The sequence below is a fragment of the Oceanobacillus sp. FSL K6-0127 genome (assembly GCF_037983385.1).
Classification (GTDB): domain Bacteria; phylum Bacillota; class Bacilli; order Bacillales; family Amphibacillaceae; genus Oceanobacillus; species Oceanobacillus profundus.
Genome location: NZ_CP150287.1, coordinates 1,946,739 through 1,962,091, shown reverse-complemented (window position 1 = coordinate 1,962,091; position 15,353 = coordinate 1,946,739). Strand labels below are relative to the sequence as shown.

General features: G+C 36.8%; 17 protein-coding genes. 9 read left to right on the top strand and 8 right to left on the bottom strand.

Annotated elements, in window-relative coordinates; genetic code table 11:
• Positions 1-7: 7 nt before the first annotated feature.
• The 3 genes from MHH64_RS09855 to MHH64_RS09845 all read right to left on the bottom strand — a co-directional run bounded on the left by MHH64_RS09855 (position 8) and on the right by MHH64_RS09845 (position 2,640).
• Positions 8-1,069, bottom strand: a complete 1,062-nt coding sequence (locus MHH64_RS09855) for a sensor histidine kinase (RefSeq protein WP_251661647.1) — start codon at positions 1,067-1,069, stop codon at positions 8-10.
• A gap of 13 nt (positions 1,070-1,082) precedes the next feature.
• Positions 1,083-1,859: a cell wall-active antibiotics response protein LiaF gene (gene liaF, locus MHH64_RS09850; protein WP_340003162.1), complete on the bottom strand. Its 777-nt coding sequence runs from the start codon at positions 1,857-1,859 to the stop codon at positions 1,083-1,085.
• 139 nt (positions 1,860-1,998) lie between these two features.
• Positions 1,999-2,640, bottom strand: a complete 642-nt coding sequence (locus MHH64_RS09845) for a phosphatase PAP2 family protein (RefSeq protein ID WP_340003161.1) — start codon at positions 2,638-2,640, stop codon at positions 1,999-2,001.
• A gap of 133 nt (positions 2,641-2,773) precedes the next feature.
• On the opposite strand from MHH64_RS09845, the gene MHH64_RS09840 reads away from it, so the two are divergent.
• From MHH64_RS09840 to MHH64_RS09825, 4 genes are all read left to right on the top strand, one after another.
• Positions 2,774-3,208, top strand: a complete 435-nt coding sequence (locus tag MHH64_RS09840) for a ferritin-like domain-containing protein (RefSeq protein WP_340003160.1) — start codon at positions 2,774-2,776, stop codon at positions 3,206-3,208.
• A gap of 627 nt (positions 3,209-3,835) precedes the next feature.
• On the top strand, positions 3,836-5,062 hold the full coding sequence (locus MHH64_RS09835) for an MFS transporter (protein ID WP_095309638.1): 1,227 nt from the start codon (positions 3,836-3,838) through the stop codon (positions 5,060-5,062).
• 107 nt (positions 5,063-5,169) lie between these two features.
• The gene (locus MHH64_RS09830) at positions 5,170-6,012 is read left to right on the top strand and encodes an aldo/keto reductase (RefSeq protein WP_095309641.1); all 843 of its coding nucleotides are present in this window, start codon (positions 5,170-5,172) and stop codon (positions 6,010-6,012) included.
• Positions 6,013-6,279: 267 nt separating this feature from the next.
• Positions 6,280-7,461, top strand: a complete 1,182-nt coding sequence (locus MHH64_RS09825; protein WP_118888712.1) for a M20 family metallopeptidase — start codon at positions 6,280-6,282, stop codon at positions 7,459-7,461.
• Between the two features lie 48 nt (positions 7,462-7,509).
• Here MHH64_RS09825 and MHH64_RS09820 read toward each other — a convergent pair whose 3' ends face one another.
• Together MHH64_RS09820 and MHH64_RS09815 are read right to left on the bottom strand one after the other, a co-directional pair.
• Positions 7,510-8,724, bottom strand: coding sequence for an ABC transporter permease (locus tag MHH64_RS09820; RefSeq protein ID WP_095309645.1), 1,215 nt, complete (start codon positions 8,722-8,724; stop codon positions 7,510-7,512).
• Positions 8,717-9,463 carry an ABC transporter ATP-binding protein gene (locus MHH64_RS09815; protein WP_095309647.1) on the bottom strand — a complete coding sequence of 249 codons (747 nt, stop codon included), beginning with the start codon at positions 9,461-9,463 and terminating at the stop codon, positions 8,717-8,719. Before MHH64_RS09815 ends, MHH64_RS09820 begins: the two co-directional genes overlap by 8 nt.
• 677 nt (positions 9,464-10,140) lie before the next feature.
• Here MHH64_RS09815 and MHH64_RS09810 point away from each other — a divergent pair.
• From MHH64_RS09810 to MHH64_RS09800, 3 genes are all read left to right on the top strand, one after another.
• Complete coding sequence (locus tag MHH64_RS09810) at positions 10,141-10,566, top strand: HIT family protein (protein ID WP_095309649.1); 426 nt, start codon at positions 10,141-10,143, stop codon at positions 10,564-10,566.
• Positions 10,567-10,832: 266 nt separating this feature from the next.
• Positions 10,833-11,354 (top strand): tryptophan transporter, encoded by a 522-nt coding sequence (locus tag MHH64_RS09805; protein WP_118888711.1) that lies wholly within the window; start codon positions 10,833-10,835, stop codon positions 11,352-11,354.
• Positions 11,355-11,624: 270 nt separating this feature from the next.
• Complete coding sequence (locus tag MHH64_RS09800) at positions 11,625-11,984, top strand: YtxH domain-containing protein (RefSeq protein ID WP_095309653.1); 360 nt, start codon at positions 11,625-11,627, stop codon at positions 11,982-11,984.
• A gap of 66 nt (positions 11,985-12,050) precedes the next feature.
• Here the strand turns inward: MHH64_RS09800 and MHH64_RS09795 are convergent, their stop codons facing one another.
• Entirely contained in the window at positions 12,051-12,410 is a 360-nt protein-coding gene (locus MHH64_RS09795) for a DUF1878 family protein (protein ID WP_240033724.1), read from the bottom strand.
• A 376-nt stretch (positions 12,411-12,786) separates the two neighbouring features.
• Here MHH64_RS09795 and MHH64_RS09790 point away from each other — a divergent pair, with 376 nt between their 5' ends.
• Both MHH64_RS09790 and MHH64_RS09785 read left to right on the top strand, forming a co-directional pair.
• Positions 12,787-12,972, top strand: a complete 186-nt coding sequence (locus MHH64_RS09790) for a hypothetical protein (RefSeq protein WP_095309655.1) — start codon at positions 12,787-12,789, stop codon at positions 12,970-12,972.
• A gap of 198 nt (positions 12,973-13,170) precedes the next feature.
• Positions 13,171-14,067 (top strand): peptidylprolyl isomerase, encoded by an 897-nt coding sequence (locus MHH64_RS09785; protein ID WP_251660667.1) that lies wholly within the window; start codon positions 13,171-13,173, stop codon positions 14,065-14,067.
• A 61-nt stretch (positions 14,068-14,128) separates the two neighbouring features.
• Here MHH64_RS09785 and MHH64_RS09780 read toward each other — a convergent pair whose 3' ends face one another.
• Together MHH64_RS09780 and yhaM are read right to left on the bottom strand one after the other, a co-directional pair.
• Positions 14,129-14,329, bottom strand: coding sequence for a sporulation YhaL family protein (locus MHH64_RS09780; protein ID WP_095309658.1), 201 nt, complete (start codon positions 14,327-14,329; stop codon positions 14,129-14,131).
• 73 nt (positions 14,330-14,402) lie between these two features.
• Entirely contained in the window at positions 14,403-15,350 is a 948-nt protein-coding gene (gene yhaM / locus MHH64_RS09775) for a 3'-5' exoribonuclease YhaM (RefSeq protein WP_251660665.1), read from the bottom strand.
• Between the last annotated feature and the right edge of the window lie 3 nt (positions 15,351-15,353).

Below are 15,353 nucleotides of genomic sequence, written 5' to 3'. Positions count from 1 at the left end.
AACCGATTTATTTTCCGCTACAAGGAATCCGAATATCAATATATGTTCCTTCATCGGGATTAGAACGAATAACAAATGTCCCGCCTAACTCCTCACTACGCTCTCGCATCGTTTTCAACCCGTAGGATGTTTTTCTTTCTTTATCATTTACTACATCAAAACCTTTACCGTCATCTTGAATGTGTACAAATAATTCGTTTGATTTTTTAAAAATCTCTACCTGTACGTTGTTCGCGTTTGCATGTCTTAAAATATTTGATAACGATTCTTGAACAATCCGAAATACATGCTCTTCTATCGTTTCACTTAGTTCTAGCTCCTCATTTATCTTGAGATGGAAATGAATTGAGCTCTTTTGCTTTAATTCTTCAATTAATTTATGTATTCCTGTTGCCAATGAATCTCCTGATAAATGAACAGGTCGTAAATGCAGTAAAAGCGCTCGCATTTCTGTCTGTGCTTGTAATGCCGCCGTAGCAACTTCCTTCATTTGCTTTTTCGCTAATGCCGGATTTTTATCAAATTGCTTAATCGAAGCTTCTGAAATCATTGTTAAAGCAAAAAGCTGTTGGCTAACAGCATCATGAAGGTCTCTAGCAATCCGCTGCCTTTCCTCTATAACAGCTGCTTTATGTGCTGACTTAGCAAAATCTGCTTTCTCATCCGCCATTCGCTGCAATGACTTTACCTGATTCTTTAATTTATTACCGAGCTCATTTAAATCCTTTGCAATTCTTGTAATCTCATCTTCATCTTTCATTGACTTTGGGAACTGAATAGAAGAATCATAATTTCCGTTTGAAAATTGCGTAATGAGAAGGGATATGCCATCCAGCTTGGTTTTCAACATATTCCCTACCTCTTTAAACCCAGTGTACAGCGAAATAACAAAGGCAATAGAGGCATACAAAATTGCAAATAGAAAAATGCTTTGAACAGTTAACCATTCTGGCTCAAATAAGACATAGATAGATAACAAAATGGTAAGAAGTAAGATGGATGTTAAAAACATACTGTACAAATGGGAACGAATAAAAATATAGCGGATACTTGAAAACCTGTTTTTCATCATACAGCCCTCCTCACACACGATCGATACGAATGTTACCAGCTTTTAGATTGATATAAAAATCCAGCTTTTTGACAGCAGCATCATAGTTATTCGTTTGATAGACGAATGTGCGATTTATACCATCCGAAGCTTGATCCAGCACTTGTATACCGCCAGCTTTCACCCTCGCATGGATACGAAAATCAATATTTTCAGGTACCACAATATTCACATCTGCTGCAAGCGAATCAATCGTAATTGGAATTTTCTTTTCAGGAATAAAAGCTTTCGAAAAGTTAAAATAAAAGTCTCCGGCCATATGTTTTAAATGCATTGGCTCTACTACCCAATTCTGCTCATCGAAGGTTTGGCTCCCAACCGAAAACATCGAATTATCAAAATACTTTTTATGCCATCCTGTATCATAATCATAATCATGATTCTTGTCGTCATCAAAAGAATAATTGATCGTAACCCGATTACGTCCAATTAGAGAAAATCCAATATATACAATAAGCAATGGCCATAAATTAATAACATCTTTAAAAGCAAATGTCATCCAGTCTAACCGATCCATGATTAACAACGAACCGAATATTGCGAAAAAGGATCCAAAAATCCAGCTTCCCCCTCTTCTTCCTAAATAACGAATCAAGCTCATAAAACCAATCACAACAAAGAAAATTGGATAAATATAATGCCATGCGACACTAAAATTGAAATCAATCACTTCAAGATTAGCCATCACAAGCATAACGCCAATAACGATTAAAAAAATCGCAAAGAAATAACGAAAGAAATTTCTCATCTGTCTGTCATCCTCTCAGAGTCAATCTGTATATAGGAGATTGCTCTACACATCCTCTTTTTTAACACGGTACATAAGCAAGTTACTACTCCTATCATAAACTTAGTTGCTCCCCCTTTAAACCATCTAGAGGATGCTTTTAGCTCCGACTTAAGACTGACTCCATCCTTTCATACACATATATGAGTCCAATTAAACAGATAAATCCAAGCGCAAATCCAGCAACAATATCGGTTATATAATGGACATGAATTACATATCTGCTGATCCCAATCAAAAATATAAGTGTGACAAACATTGTTTGCGTAATAAAGATTAGGACATGCGATTTCATTTTCTTAACTAATAAATAAGCAATCAAGCCATAACAAACCATTGAGATCATAGCATGTCCAGACGGAAAACTGTATCCTTCTGCATTAGCTGCAACCGATATGCTTGGTCTCTCCCTTACAACAAGACTTTTAATAAGTATATTCAATTGATGTGTCAGTAAAATCCCACCAGGAAAAAGAATAGCAACAAACCATTTTTTGAGTAAAATACTTAACACAATCGTCATGACAACTACGAATGGTACGAGAAAGAATTCTGATCCAAGATTTGTAACCAATCGGAATGGCTGATAAATAATGGAATTATGCAAGGTTTCAACGAATTGGTTTGACCACGTGTCAATATAGGGTACATAACCATTTACAATTTGTACAACCCAAACTCCCGTTATTATAAGTACTGCGATTAATAGAAACAACAGCAATGTCCGATCTTTTTTCATCATTATTTCACACCTTCATTTTATCTTCTTATTTCAATTTAATGTTATTATACAGGGATTTAGGTTTAAACAAAACTAGAGCGGGTATTGTATCAGTATACTTAACGTTTTACTATTGAAAAGGTGGAGATAAATAATGGAAAAGGATTTACAAAATTTAATTGATGGTTTAAATGAAGATTTAGCTCATGAGTATGGTGCTACTATTCAGTACACATACAGTGCATCTGTTGTTTCTGGCTTATACCGATCAGCATTAAAACCATTTTTCGAATCAGAAATTGCGGATGAGCTTGGACACGCACTCTATCTTTCTGAAAAAATCAAGGCTCTTGGAGGCACTCCAACAACCAAATCAGCTGATGTACCTCAACCAACAGAAGTAAAAGCAATGCTTGAAGCAACACTTCAAGCTGAGTCCGATACAATTAAACGTTATGAAGAACGAAAAAAACAAGCAGAGAACCTTGGGTTAACAGAGCTTGTTGTTAAGCTAGAGGATTTAATATCGGATGAAACACACCATAAGGAAGAAATCGAACGATTACTTGCTGATCCTCGACTTTCTTGATAGATTCCCTTTTTCTTAAGGACGGCTAACTATAGCTGTCCTTTTTTATTGGTTATCACTAATTTACTTATCTATTACTTGTAAAATCATGATATGATGAATAAATTAGAATTGAACAGGTTTCTATAGAACAAAAGCGGAAGATCCCGGTTAGCGACGTACGGACTGAGCCGTAGGAGATAAAGGAAACATGCCCCTTTAGGGGTATGCCGATGTTAGGCGTAGCCTGATTTTAATCGGCCATCCTTTTACCTAGAGTCGATGTTGACTTTCACCGCCAGGGTATAAGTGCGACTAAGCCTCTGGCACAGCCAATCGGCAAGTCTTCCTTATCGTGTCATGAGGTGAGGGAAGTCTCGCTAGTCGTTGGGCGCTGGAGCTGGACGCGGCCACTCCAGTATCTAAGTTATCCACAGCATTCAAATTTTATAGTTTCTTATGCAATATAAAAGGCGCCCGTATACAATACAGGCGCCTTCACGAAATTTGCGGCAAAGCACGATGTGTTCACATTCACATCTATTGCATTGTGCTTTGACTTACACAAATCAGCTCATCGCAACGTTAAGTATAACATCATTTATATAAAAGCACCATACCGCAATTATAACTAATGGAGGATAAAAATTGAATACAAAAGATTTATCATTAGAAAATCAGCAAAAAAATAAACGTACAACATGGCTTCTTATCTTCGGAATTATTCTAATCGGATCCAATTTAAGAGCCCCACTAACTTCTGTCGGATCACTCATCCCTTTTATTCGAGATGATTTAGCACTGAACAATGCCATAGCAGGAAGTATCACCACGCTGCCTCTAATCGCATTTGCACTTCTTTCTCCATTTGTACCAAAACTAGCGAACCGGCTTGGAATGGAATGGACGATTTTTCTTTCTATGCTTATTCTAACCACTGGAATTATTGTCCGTTCATTAGCAGATGTTGGCTTTTTATTCATTGGAACAATCTTAATAGGGACTGCAATAGCATTTGGCAATGTGTTACTACCAGGATTTATCAAAATGAATTTCCCTTTAAAAATCGGAATGATGACAGGTGTGTATGCTGTATCGATGAATATATTTGGTGCGCTCGGCTCTGGATTAAGTGTCCCTCTTGCTGCAATTCAAGGTTTTGGCTGGCCAGGCGCATTAGCAGTCTTCGCATGTATTTCATTTTTAGCCATACTTGTATGGGTCCCGCAATTACTTCAAAGAAAAGGGACTACTAATACGATCGCTGTAAAGAAAAACGGAAATCATTTATGGAAATCTGGATTAGCTTGGAAGGTTACACTATATATGGGATGTCAATCTTTTCTATTCTATACATTAATAACCTGGCTCCCTGATATATTACGAACAATTGGTTATAGTTCAAGTGCAGCAGGATGGATGGTTTTCTTAATGCAATTCTCTGTTATTCCAATCACCTTTATTATCCCAATTATTGCAGAGCGCTTGAAAAATCAAATCGGTTTAAGCATCGTAACCGCTTGTTTATATGCATCAGGCATACTTGGATTGTTAATCGGACATCCAACTATCGTTCCTGTCAGTGCTATCCTAATTGGTATAGCCTCTGGTAGTGCATTTAGTTTGTCCATGATGTTCTTCACATTAAGAACAACGGATGGAAAACAAGCGGCAGCATTATCTGGAATGGCTCAATCATTTGGTTACCTGTTAGCAGCGACGGGACCAGTTCTTATTGGTGCCCTACACGATATCGCAAACAGCTGGAGTATCCCGTTACTATTATTAATAGGTATCATTGGATTGCTGCTGCTCGCTGGAATTGGATCTGGCAGGCAAAGAACTGTGGGAGAAAAGCTAAAAGGGTCAGCTTAATAATGTATTGAACAAATCATTCTTATATTAATAATGGATTAATTTATTTGAATTACTTGTTCATATAGTGATACGCTTAAACTATTAGTGAAAGGGAGTGGTTCATAATGAGTAAATCGATTCCAGAGATTACGCTTCATGATGGTATGACCGTACCAGTTATTGGTTTGGGTACATATAAACTTAATGGGAATGCAGGTGTAAATGCGATTACAAGTGCGATCGACATCGGCTACCGGCTAATTGACACAGCTTATAATTATGAAAACGAAGGAACTGTTGGGGAAGCTGTAAGACGCAGTTCTGTTCCAAGAGAAGAATTAAGAATTACATCCAAATTACCAGGACGTTACCATGAGTATGATAAAGCCGTTACAACCATTCAAGAGTCATTATATCGTGCAAATCTAGATTACTATGATTTATACCTTATTCATTGGCCGAACCCAATCCAAGATATTTATATGGAAGCCTGGCAAGCATTAATTGATGCAAAAAAATGGGGGCTTATTCGCTCTATCGGTGTTTGTAATTTCTTACCGGAGCATATGGAGCGATTAGAAAAAGAAACTGGTGTAAAGCCGAGCATGAACCAAATTGAATTACATCCTTTTTTCAACCAAGAACAACTGCGAAAATGGCATCAGGATAACCAAGTTCAGACTCAATCCTGGAGTCCTATTGGTCGCACAAATAATGCTTTACAACATGAAGTGATACAAAAAATTGCCGAATACCATAACAAGACTGTATCACAGATTATTTTACGTTGGCATTATCAGTTGAATGCCATTCCTATTCCTAAATCAGCGTCACCGCAAAGACAATTAGAAAACATATCGATTTTTGACTTTTCACTGGACGAAACTGAAATGAACCTCATTGGAGAGTTGACTCGCCCTGATGGCAGAAATAAAAATCAGGACCCAGCTGTTTACGAAGAGTTTTAAATCACATGATGATAGCGCATCGTATATGAGCCTTTGATGCACTATCATCACGTTTGTTTTTAATTTCTAATGAACGGATTACTTCTTATTCACCTTTCCTTCTCCATAACAGTGCCTTGATAATTCACTATCTTAACCTTCATATTAAACCTCCAATTATCGTAGTGGTTCCCAACTTAAAATATATAAAATTTATTTTCTGAATAGAAACTCATGTTATGATAGAATAAACGTAAAAGTGAATTAATTTAAGAGGTGGCGTTATCAATGTTAGAAAGTATACATCAATCAATTGATGAGCTCTATCCAGAAATGATAGAGATCAGAAGATATTTGCATCAGCATCCCGAATTATCTTTTCAGGAAACAAAAACAGCAAAATACATAGCAGATTTCTATGAAGAGCTCGGGATTCCCTATCAAACAGGAGTCGGTGGAAATGGTGTAATCGCAACATTAAAAGGAGCAAAGCCAGGTAAAACAGTTGCATTAAGAGCCGATTTCGATGCACTGCCAATTCAAGATGAAAAAGATGTACCATACAAATCCAAGGTTCCTGGTGTCATGCATGCCTGTGGCCATGACGGACATACCGCAACACTACTTACACTAGCTAAAGCTATGAAAAAATATCAAGCCGAGCTTACAGGAACGATTGTCTTTTTACATCAACATGCGGAAGAATTTGCACCAGGTGGAGCGAAACCTATGATAGAAGCAGGCGCACTCGATGAAGTGGATGCAGTATTTGGAACACATTTGTGGGCAACCGTTCCCCTAGGCGTACTCCAGACTTCAAAAAAGGAATTTATGGCTGGTGCAGATCGGTTTGAGATAAAGATTCAAGGCCAAGGTGGACATGGTGCATACCCACATGAAACAAAGGATGCGATCGTTCTCGGAGCGGAAGTTATTACACAGTTTCAGCAAATCGTTAGCAGAAGAGTAGATCCATTACAAACAGCAGTGCTAACAACAGGAATTTTCCAAGCGGGGAATGCATTTAATATTATTGCTGATCAAGCAGAATTAGTTGGTACGGTACGATACTTTAATACAGATGTTCAAAAACTAATTATGGATGAGATGGAAAAAATACTTAAAGGTATTTGTATATCAAACGACGCATCCTACACATTAAATTATATAAAAGGCTATCCGCCATTAATCAATCATTCTGAGGGAGCTGAAATTGTTCTCGAAGCGAGCAAACAAATTGATGCGATTCATACTACTGAGGAAATTTTACCGGTAATGGGTGGAGAGGACTTCTCCTATTATATGATGGAAAAGCCAGGAGCATACTTTTTTACAGGTGCGAACAAAGAAGGAAATCCATATCCACACCATCATCCCAAATTTGATATTGAGGAGAAAGCTTTACCAATTGCTGCTAAAACCTTAATCGGAGCTTATTTTGAATATCAAAAAGCGAATTCCGAATTCTAACCAGATGAAGCAGACCAAATCAAAATAGATTTGGTCTGCTTCATTGTATTACTTTAACCTCGGTTTCATATAACCATTCACAAATAGAACGGTAAAGAGCAACCCACCACCAAGAACAATAACAAATCCCAAATATTCCTGTAACAGAACAAACAACAAGGCGAACAAGAGCGTTTGAATTGTACTTAGTTGATAAACAATCTTGAGAACAGCACTTCTCCTATAATTTAATTCAACTGGATAAAGATCCAGCCACATATTCGTTCGGTGATGTTGATAAAGGGGCATCATCTGGAATGTGCTCAAATAGAGAAATAAAATTCCAAATAATATCTTCATCCATACATTCGGAATGAAATAAATGAATAATCCTCCAATTACGATGAGACGCACATACATCCCTAAGTAATCTCCACTGCGAATAAAGGAAATTCGAAATAAGTAGTCATACGTATGTTTCTTTTCAATTGGGACACCTCTGTTAACTAAATGAACCAACCACTGACGCTTTTTTACGCGGTTTTTTAAATGTGGAACATCTGCAAACATATTGGCTATTCTATAAAACGTCTGCATGCGATTTTGATCCTTTTCAACAAGCAAATCCCACGCCAACCCTGATTGTTTATTGGAGTAATAATAATCATAGAGAAAAACGATGACAAATAAAATCGAAGTAATTCCTGCAAATAGCATGTCACCATTTACGATAAAATAAAAAATAACCCCATTCAAAACCGTGCGGATGAGAAGATCAATATTCCGAATTCCTGGCTCCCTAACTTTCAGCATCCACCAATTTGCAAATAAATTTGCAACTTTAAATAGTAAAAGTAGAACTAGTGTAAGTAAATACATACTTCCCGCTCTTTCTGGATATGAAGCAAAATAAAGCGGTCCAAATGCTGCAGCGAAAAGCAGAATCATATAAAGCTGAATGACAAAACTATAAATAAGCGCATTACGGAAATAGGCCCCCATCTTTGTCTCAGCTACGATAAGAAAAACAAGATCCGGCTCTTTTAATAACGTTCTTACAGGGCTATAACTCACAATTAGCCCGAATGTAATTCCAATTATCAAAGCCGTCGGAAAATTCGCTGGTAATTCCGTCAACCATTGTTGGTAATAATATGCAGATGCAGAAATAAAGAATAGGATAGCGAATGCCATATGACCATTAAAAATATATTTCAAATAACGGCCTGTCTCTTTTAAGTGAGATGAAAAACGCTTTTTATAAAATTCATGCGAATCAAACATGGCTATCTTCTTCTTTCGTTAATTGCACATACAAATCATCCAACGTTGAATCAGGCATATTAAAGCTTTCTCTTAATTCTTCTAATGTCCCAATCGCTCGAATAACACCATCATGCAAAATAACAAAACGATCGCAATAGCGCTCTGCAGTAGCAAGAATATGTGTCGACATCAACACACCCGCTCCTTTATTTTTCATGCTGTCCATCAGTTGTAGATAAGATTGAATCCCCAATGGGTCTAAACCTACAAATGGTTCATCAACAATATAAAGCGGTGGTTCGATTAAGAACGCGCACATAATCATAACCTTTTGTCGCATCCCTTTTGAAAAATGAACGGGGAACCAGTTTAGCTTTTTTTCTAAACGAAATTCCTTTAAAAGCGGTTGAAGTCTTGCCTCGAATGTATCCTCAGCAATTCCATATGCCATCGCCGTTAAGCGCAGATGCTCATAAAGCGTTAATTCATCATATAATATCGGCATTTCCGGAATATATGCCATTTGATTTCGATACGTTTCTGAATTTTCCTTGTAGCTCTTTCCATTCACGCGAACGGTTCCTTTTTTGGGCTGCATGAGTCCAATAATATGCTTAATCGTCGTACTTTTACCAGCACCATTCAAACCAATTAAACCTACAATTTCTTTTGGTTTAACATCAAATGAAATACCGTGCAATACATTTTTATGTGTATACCCTCCATGAAGGCTATCAATATGTAATAAGGATTCCATCAAAATCCCTCCTTGTCATTACTTTTGATTTTATCATTATTGCTGGACATTGCCAAAGGCAAACCTTACGACATTTTCTGACCAAAAGCGCAGAACGCCCTTAGATAATACGCGAACATTACTGTTTCAGTACAAGACATACTTCCAATCAAAATTTTTAAAAAATCCATGTATAAGATATTTATTTCGGAACAAAATAGAAAGGAAGAAACGAGGATGTCTCACTACAACAAAATCTTGTCATACGCAAATGAGGTGTTGACGATCGAATATCTAATGTAATTTCGTGTAAAAAACACAAAATGAGGTGTTAGTGTTCGATAATTACTCTGATTTTTCGTAAAAAAGCGAGATGGGGTGTCAGTGTTGGCATACTAATGATATAAAGCCCTTTTACCAGCTTCCGCTTCAGACGAAGTGGACAATTGGTATAATGGTTTTTGTAAACCATAGACGAATCATCTTTGCATGATTTACTGGTGTTTACAGTTCCCCAGCATTAGTTTAAAACATCCTCTTCCTTCTTAAAACAGGCAGGTCCGCATTATGCGGGTCTGACCTGTTTATTTATTTTGCGCTTGTCCTTTTTCAGAAAATAAGAGGAATAGCTTTACATTTGTCCCTAATACTTACTACAATAAACATAATATATACAATTATAAAAGGAGAGATAACAAATGAGTCATGACGATTGTATTTTTTGCAACATAATTAATGGTGAACTTCCTTCTGCCAAAGTATATGAAGATGAGCATGTTTATGCATTCCTGGATTTAAGTCAGGTAACAAAAGGACATACACTTATTGTTCCGAAAACACATACGAAAAACATTTATGAAACACCACCAGAGGTTGCAAAAGAATTGTTCGCTCGAGTTCCAATCATTGCCAATGCGATTAAAAAAACATACAGTCCATTAGGAATGAATGTATTAAACAATAATGAAGCGCCAGCAGAGCAGTCTGTATTCCATCTTCACTTGCATCTAATTCCAAGATATGGCGAAGGTGATGGCTACACACCAAACTGGACTGTACATACAGACGAATATACGTCAGAAGAACTGCAAAATATTGCCCAGGAAATTAAAGCCGCAATTTAAAACAAAAGCGGAAACGTCCAGTTAGCGACGTATGAACTGCGCCCTGTACCAATCGGTAAGTCTTCTTTATCGTGTCATGAGGTGATGGAAGTCTTGCTACAACTTTCGTGCTGGAGCTGGACGTCGCTATTCCAGCATTTACAAAAATTAGTCCTTTTAATTTTCAATAAATTCTGCTATACTATTGCTAACATTTCGCAACTGACAACGAGTGTACAGTTGGAAATAAAAAAGCTTGAGCATAGAATAGATGAGGAGAGTTAAAAATGAATACGAGAATATTGATTATTTTATCCCTATTGGTAGGTATCGGTGCTGTTTTGCATGCAGTTGTACCACCTATGCTTTTTGGTGTGAAGCCTGATATGCTGTTGTCCATGATGTTTCTAGGAATTTTACTATTTCCTAAAGCAAAATATGTACTTATTCTATCCATAGCAACAGGTATCATATCCGCTTTAACAACATCTGCACCTGGAGGACAAATTGCCAACATTATTGATAAACCAATCACAGCCTTTGTATTTTTCGCTTTATTTTTACTCGTGAAAAATAAAGTTAAGATTACATTAAGTGCACCTGTTTTAGCTGCTTTTGGTACAATGGTTAGCGGTTCGATCTTCCTTTCTGTTGCATTATTCATTGTCGGATTAATGGAAGGCGGATTCTTAGCATTGTTTGTTGGAATTGTATTACCTGCCACTGCTTTAAACACCATCATCATGATTGTTATTTATCCGATCGTACAAGGAATTATGAAACGGTCTAAACCAATAACAGTAGCTTAATCTATACAAACCTCTGATAAAACAATGTCAGAGGTTTTTTATGTTTTTCTGCTTAGTAGTAGCTTTATTTCCGCTTATTTTTTATAATCAAATTAGTGAAGCCTTTTCATATGTGTGCGTGATTAAGAAAGTGGAGGTAGAGGCCGAAATCGGCTAAGGTCGCAGTATCCTATAGCAACAGGATATTTTTATTCCTCCTTAATAAATATGTTTGATAGCACTATGAAAAGTGGAAATGATATAATAGAAGCAAGAAAGGAGTGCGTAGCTATGTCAAAAGGAAAATCATTTATTCTAGGACTGCTTGTCGGGGGAACAGTTAGTGCAGCAGTCACATTATTAAGCACACCTGAATCAGGAAGAGATGTACGTGTTCGTGTAAAAGATCAGGGATTGGAATTAAAACTTCTTCTCAACCGACTAAAAGTAGAAGGTTTACGACTACAACAACAAATTAAACACACGTCCAAAGAGGGTGCTGTCCTCATTAAAGATTTAACAGACGAAATCAGAAAATCTGTTGAGGAATGGAAAGAAACGGTTGAACCCCATCAAGAAAGTATTTATCAATCATTGGAACAAATTGAAACTAGTCTGAGAGACCTGGAAAATAAGGTTAAAAATCATTAATACTAGAACTAAAAATGAGACAGCTTGGTTAGGGCTGTCTCATTTTTTATTCCAGAATCATTCAACTCACCTTCTACGATGTTGCCTGTCATATTCCTCCAATATCTTGCTGAACTCCGACATAAGCATTGGATAGCATCCATCTAATTTCAGTGCTTCAATTGTCTTATTTGGGTCCAGTTTCTCATTCAACATACCAGCAAATTGAATAAGCAATGATGTGAAATCTAGCAAGCCCTCTTCTTTTTGAAGCTCATACGCATCATTTAAGCTTTGAATCATCTCCATCATTTCGTTGTATTCCTTGCGGGTAAGATTATGTTCGATAATCATTTTGATGACGGGGTATTGATTCATATCTATTATTTTGGAAAGTAATTGTATATGAAATAATGAGCTGTCATTTGTATTTTCAAATTCCCCCAACTCAGCTTCCCCCTTAAAATAGCATCTCTCTAAACACTGTTTTCTCTATATAGTTGTGTTTCCTATCAATAGCAAGCGACCTGTTTTTTGAATTGCTTTCATTTGCTATCTATATAATTTGTATACATGAAACTACTTTTTGTTATAATCGTTCTGATATATTTTTTGTCTTTCTACTATTATACAGAAACATGGAAAACAAAAAAAGCTTCTTTCACTTTATTCACAGCGATTTATATATATCAGTAACTATATCATTCTAGCTGGAAAAATGATAATTCATTTCTCTATTTTTCTTCTCCTGCCTCTGTTCATCCAGCACTTCTTTTGGTAGAGTAAGATTACAAGTGTACATTGAATGAGAGGAGTTCAAGTCATGGTCATTTTTTATATGTGCTTTGCTTTTGTTGTATTGCTTATTTTCAACACCCTTACAAAATCTTTCTGCATCAAAATGCAAATGGACAAGCATAAGCAAGCTAAAATATTCCGTGTGATCAATATGATTATGGTCGCATTGCTCGTATGCTCCTACTTACGTGTCATGAATGTGACAGTTTAACGGTATTTTTTAGGTATTTTGCATAATACTATTTTTTCTAAAAGGAAGTATGTTATATTTATCATTGGCAGATAATAAGGTATAAACCATTCTTATCTGCATAAGTGCAACGAAGTCATCCGCCCAAAAGACCTGGCGAATACCAAGTTTTCCAATGAAAACTAGAACCAACAAACAGATTAGGAGTGTTTAGAGACGATGAAGAAATTAGCCTTTGCTGCTATTATTACTGCTGGTACACTAACGTTAGCAGCATGTACAAATAATGAAGCAGATTCTGAAGTGGTTGTGGAATCAGAAGCAGGAGATATTACAAAAGAAGACTTTTATGAAAAACTGAAAAGCCGCAATGGAGAAGCTATCCTTGAAGAAATGATTACAATCAAGGTGCTCGAGAATAATTACGAAGTAACTGAGGAAGACGTGAATGCTGAGATTCAATCGATGAAAGATACATATGGTGATCAATATGATTCCATTATCGAGCAAAACTTTGGCAGTGAGGATGAACTTCGCGAGATTATTCGCATAAGCTTATTGCAAGAAGCTGCAATTGCAGAAGATATAGAGATTACAGAAGAAGATCTTGAGCAAGAATATAATCGTCAAAACACTGAGATTGAAGCACAGCATATTCTTGTAGCAGATGAAGATACTGCAAATGAAGTAAAACAAAAGCTGGATGAAGGTGAAGATTTTGCTGAATTAGCAAAAGAATATTCAACAGATGGTTCTGCAGAGGATGGCGGAGACCTTGGATACTTTTCAACTGGTGAAATGGTCCCTGAATTTGAAGAGGCAGCTTACAACATGGAAATAGACGAAATCAGTGATCCAGTACAATCACAATTCGGCTTCCATATCATTAAAGTAAATGATATTCGTGATAAAGAAGAAAGCATCGGTAAATTTGAAGATGTAAAAGAAGACCTGCGCCGTGAACTATTAACAAAACGAATGGATGTTACAAAAGTTCAAGAAAAAATGGATTCGCTAATTGAGGATGCAAAAGTCGATATTAAAATTGATGAATTCAAGGACCTTCTTGAAAAACCAGAAACAGAAGGTCAAGGATCAGAAGAAGCCAAAGGATAAGAGACAATTACGAAAAAATATCATAGGCTGTCAAGGTGAACGAACCACCTGACAGCCTATTTTAATTGGAGCGCTGTTGCTCATTTTCTGACTCTCGTCGCAATTTATCTTCATGAATACGATCCATATAGATTTGTCCTTCACGTTCAATAAACTGCTGATCTAATTTCCTTTCTGCAAGCATTGCTCGGAATGCCATATAACCGCTGAGGAAAATCAAAATAATTACCGCGAATACCCATAATGGAATTGCTTCTGTCATCCATAAATCCCCCAATCTTGTCCAAGCTTTCTATTTTATATATATGAACAAAAATGAGGAAAATAACTATTGCTTAATTTTCTTCAAATAATGGCTTATAAAATGCCCGATTATCCATTGCAAACAACCGATCTGTAAATTCACCAGGCTTCACCTTATCTAAAGAACGATTCAGCATATTCATCTTCGCATCAATTAAATCAATAAGATGAAGAATTTCCGCTTCACGCACTAATGGTGGTGTCGGGCTTCCCCATTCTGCCTTCCCATGATGACTTAAAACCAGATGCTGCAAAATGAGCACTTCTTCCCCTTCAATTTGCAATTCTCTAGCCATCAAGCCAATTTCTTCCACCATCATTGGGATATGCCCAAGTAATTTTCCTTCTAAAGTATATGTAGTTGTCACCACCCCAGAAAGTTCTTTCAGTTTACCAAGATCATGTAAAATAATTCCTGCATAAAGAAGATCTTTATTAATCTGCGGATAAAGCTTGGATAGCTCTCTCGCTATTTGTAACATGCTTACAATGTGATGAGCTAAGCCAGATGCATATTCATGGTGATTCTTAGATGCTGCTGGATAGGTAAGCAACCCTTCTTGGTATTTTTTTATAAATGCTCTAACTATCCGCTGAATGACTGGATTCTTCATTTCAAAAATAGCCTCTGTCAGCTTTTCCGTCAAATATTCCCTTTCCACAGGAGCTTTCTCTACAAAATCAGAGATCTTCACACCGTCCGTTTCCTGCGCTGGTCTTACAGATAAGATTTTTAATTGGTTCTTACCTCGGAATTGGTTGATCTCTCCTGTCACCCGAATAATTTGCTCTGCAATAAAAAGAGTTTCATCATCCTTTGTTGCATCCCAAAGCTTTGCTTCTATTTCCCCAGTTTCATCACGCAATATTAAGGTTAGGAATGGTTTCCCATTGCTCGTCATTCCTTTAGTAGCTTCCTTGATTAATAGAAAGTCATCGAACGTCTCGCCTACTGCGCTATAACCTATTCCTCTTTTCATGTA

Excerpts from the sequence above, each read along its gene's own strand:
- MHH64_RS09815 (WP_095309647.1), bottom strand. The coding sequence starts at position 9,463 with ATGGAATCCTTATTACATATTGATAGCCTTCATGGAGGGTATACACAT.
- MHH64_RS09840 (WP_340003160.1), top strand. The coding sequence starts at position 2,774 with ATGGAAAAGGATTTACAAAATTTAATTGATGGTTTAAATGAAGATTTA.
- MHH64_RS09820 (WP_095309645.1), bottom strand. The coding sequence starts at position 8,724 with ATGTTTGATTCGCATGAATTTTATAAAAAGCGTTTTTCATCTCACTTA.
- MHH64_RS09845 (WP_340003161.1), bottom strand. The coding sequence starts at position 2,640 with ATGATGAAAAAAGATCGGACATTGCTGTTGTTTCTATTAATCGCAGTA.
- liaF (WP_340003162.1), bottom strand. The coding sequence starts at position 1,859 with ATGAGAAATTTCTTTCGTTATTTCTTTGCGATTTTTTTAATCGTTATT.
- yhaM (WP_251660665.1), bottom strand. The coding sequence starts at position 15,350 with ATGAAAAGAGGAATAGGTTATAGCGCAGTAGGCGAGACGTTCGATGAC.
- MHH64_RS09780 (WP_095309658.1), bottom strand. The coding sequence starts at position 14,329 with ATGACAGAAGCAATTCCATTATGGGTATTCGCGGTAATTATTTTGATT.
- MHH64_RS09810 (WP_095309649.1), top strand. The coding sequence starts at position 10,141 with ATGAGTCATGACGATTGTATTTTTTGCAACATAATTAATGGTGAACTT.
- MHH64_RS09800 (WP_095309653.1), top strand. The coding sequence starts at position 11,625 with ATGTCAAAAGGAAAATCATTTATTCTAGGACTGCTTGTCGGGGGAACA.
- MHH64_RS09805 (WP_118888711.1), top strand. The coding sequence starts at position 10,833 with ATGAATACGAGAATATTGATTATTTTATCCCTATTGGTAGGTATCGGT.
- MHH64_RS09790 (WP_095309655.1), top strand. The coding sequence starts at position 12,787 with ATGGTCATTTTTTATATGTGCTTTGCTTTTGTTGTATTGCTTATTTTC.
- MHH64_RS09785 (WP_251660667.1), top strand. The coding sequence starts at position 13,171 with ATGAAGAAATTAGCCTTTGCTGCTATTATTACTGCTGGTACACTAACG.
- MHH64_RS09855 (WP_251661647.1), bottom strand. The coding sequence starts at position 1,069 with ATGAAAAACAGGTTTTCAAGTATCCGCTATATTTTTATTCGTTCCCAT.
- MHH64_RS09825 (WP_118888712.1), top strand. The coding sequence starts at position 6,280 with ATGTTAGAAAGTATACATCAATCAATTGATGAGCTCTATCCAGAAATG.
- MHH64_RS09830 (WP_095309641.1), top strand. The coding sequence starts at position 5,170 with ATGAGTAAATCGATTCCAGAGATTACGCTTCATGATGGTATGACCGTA.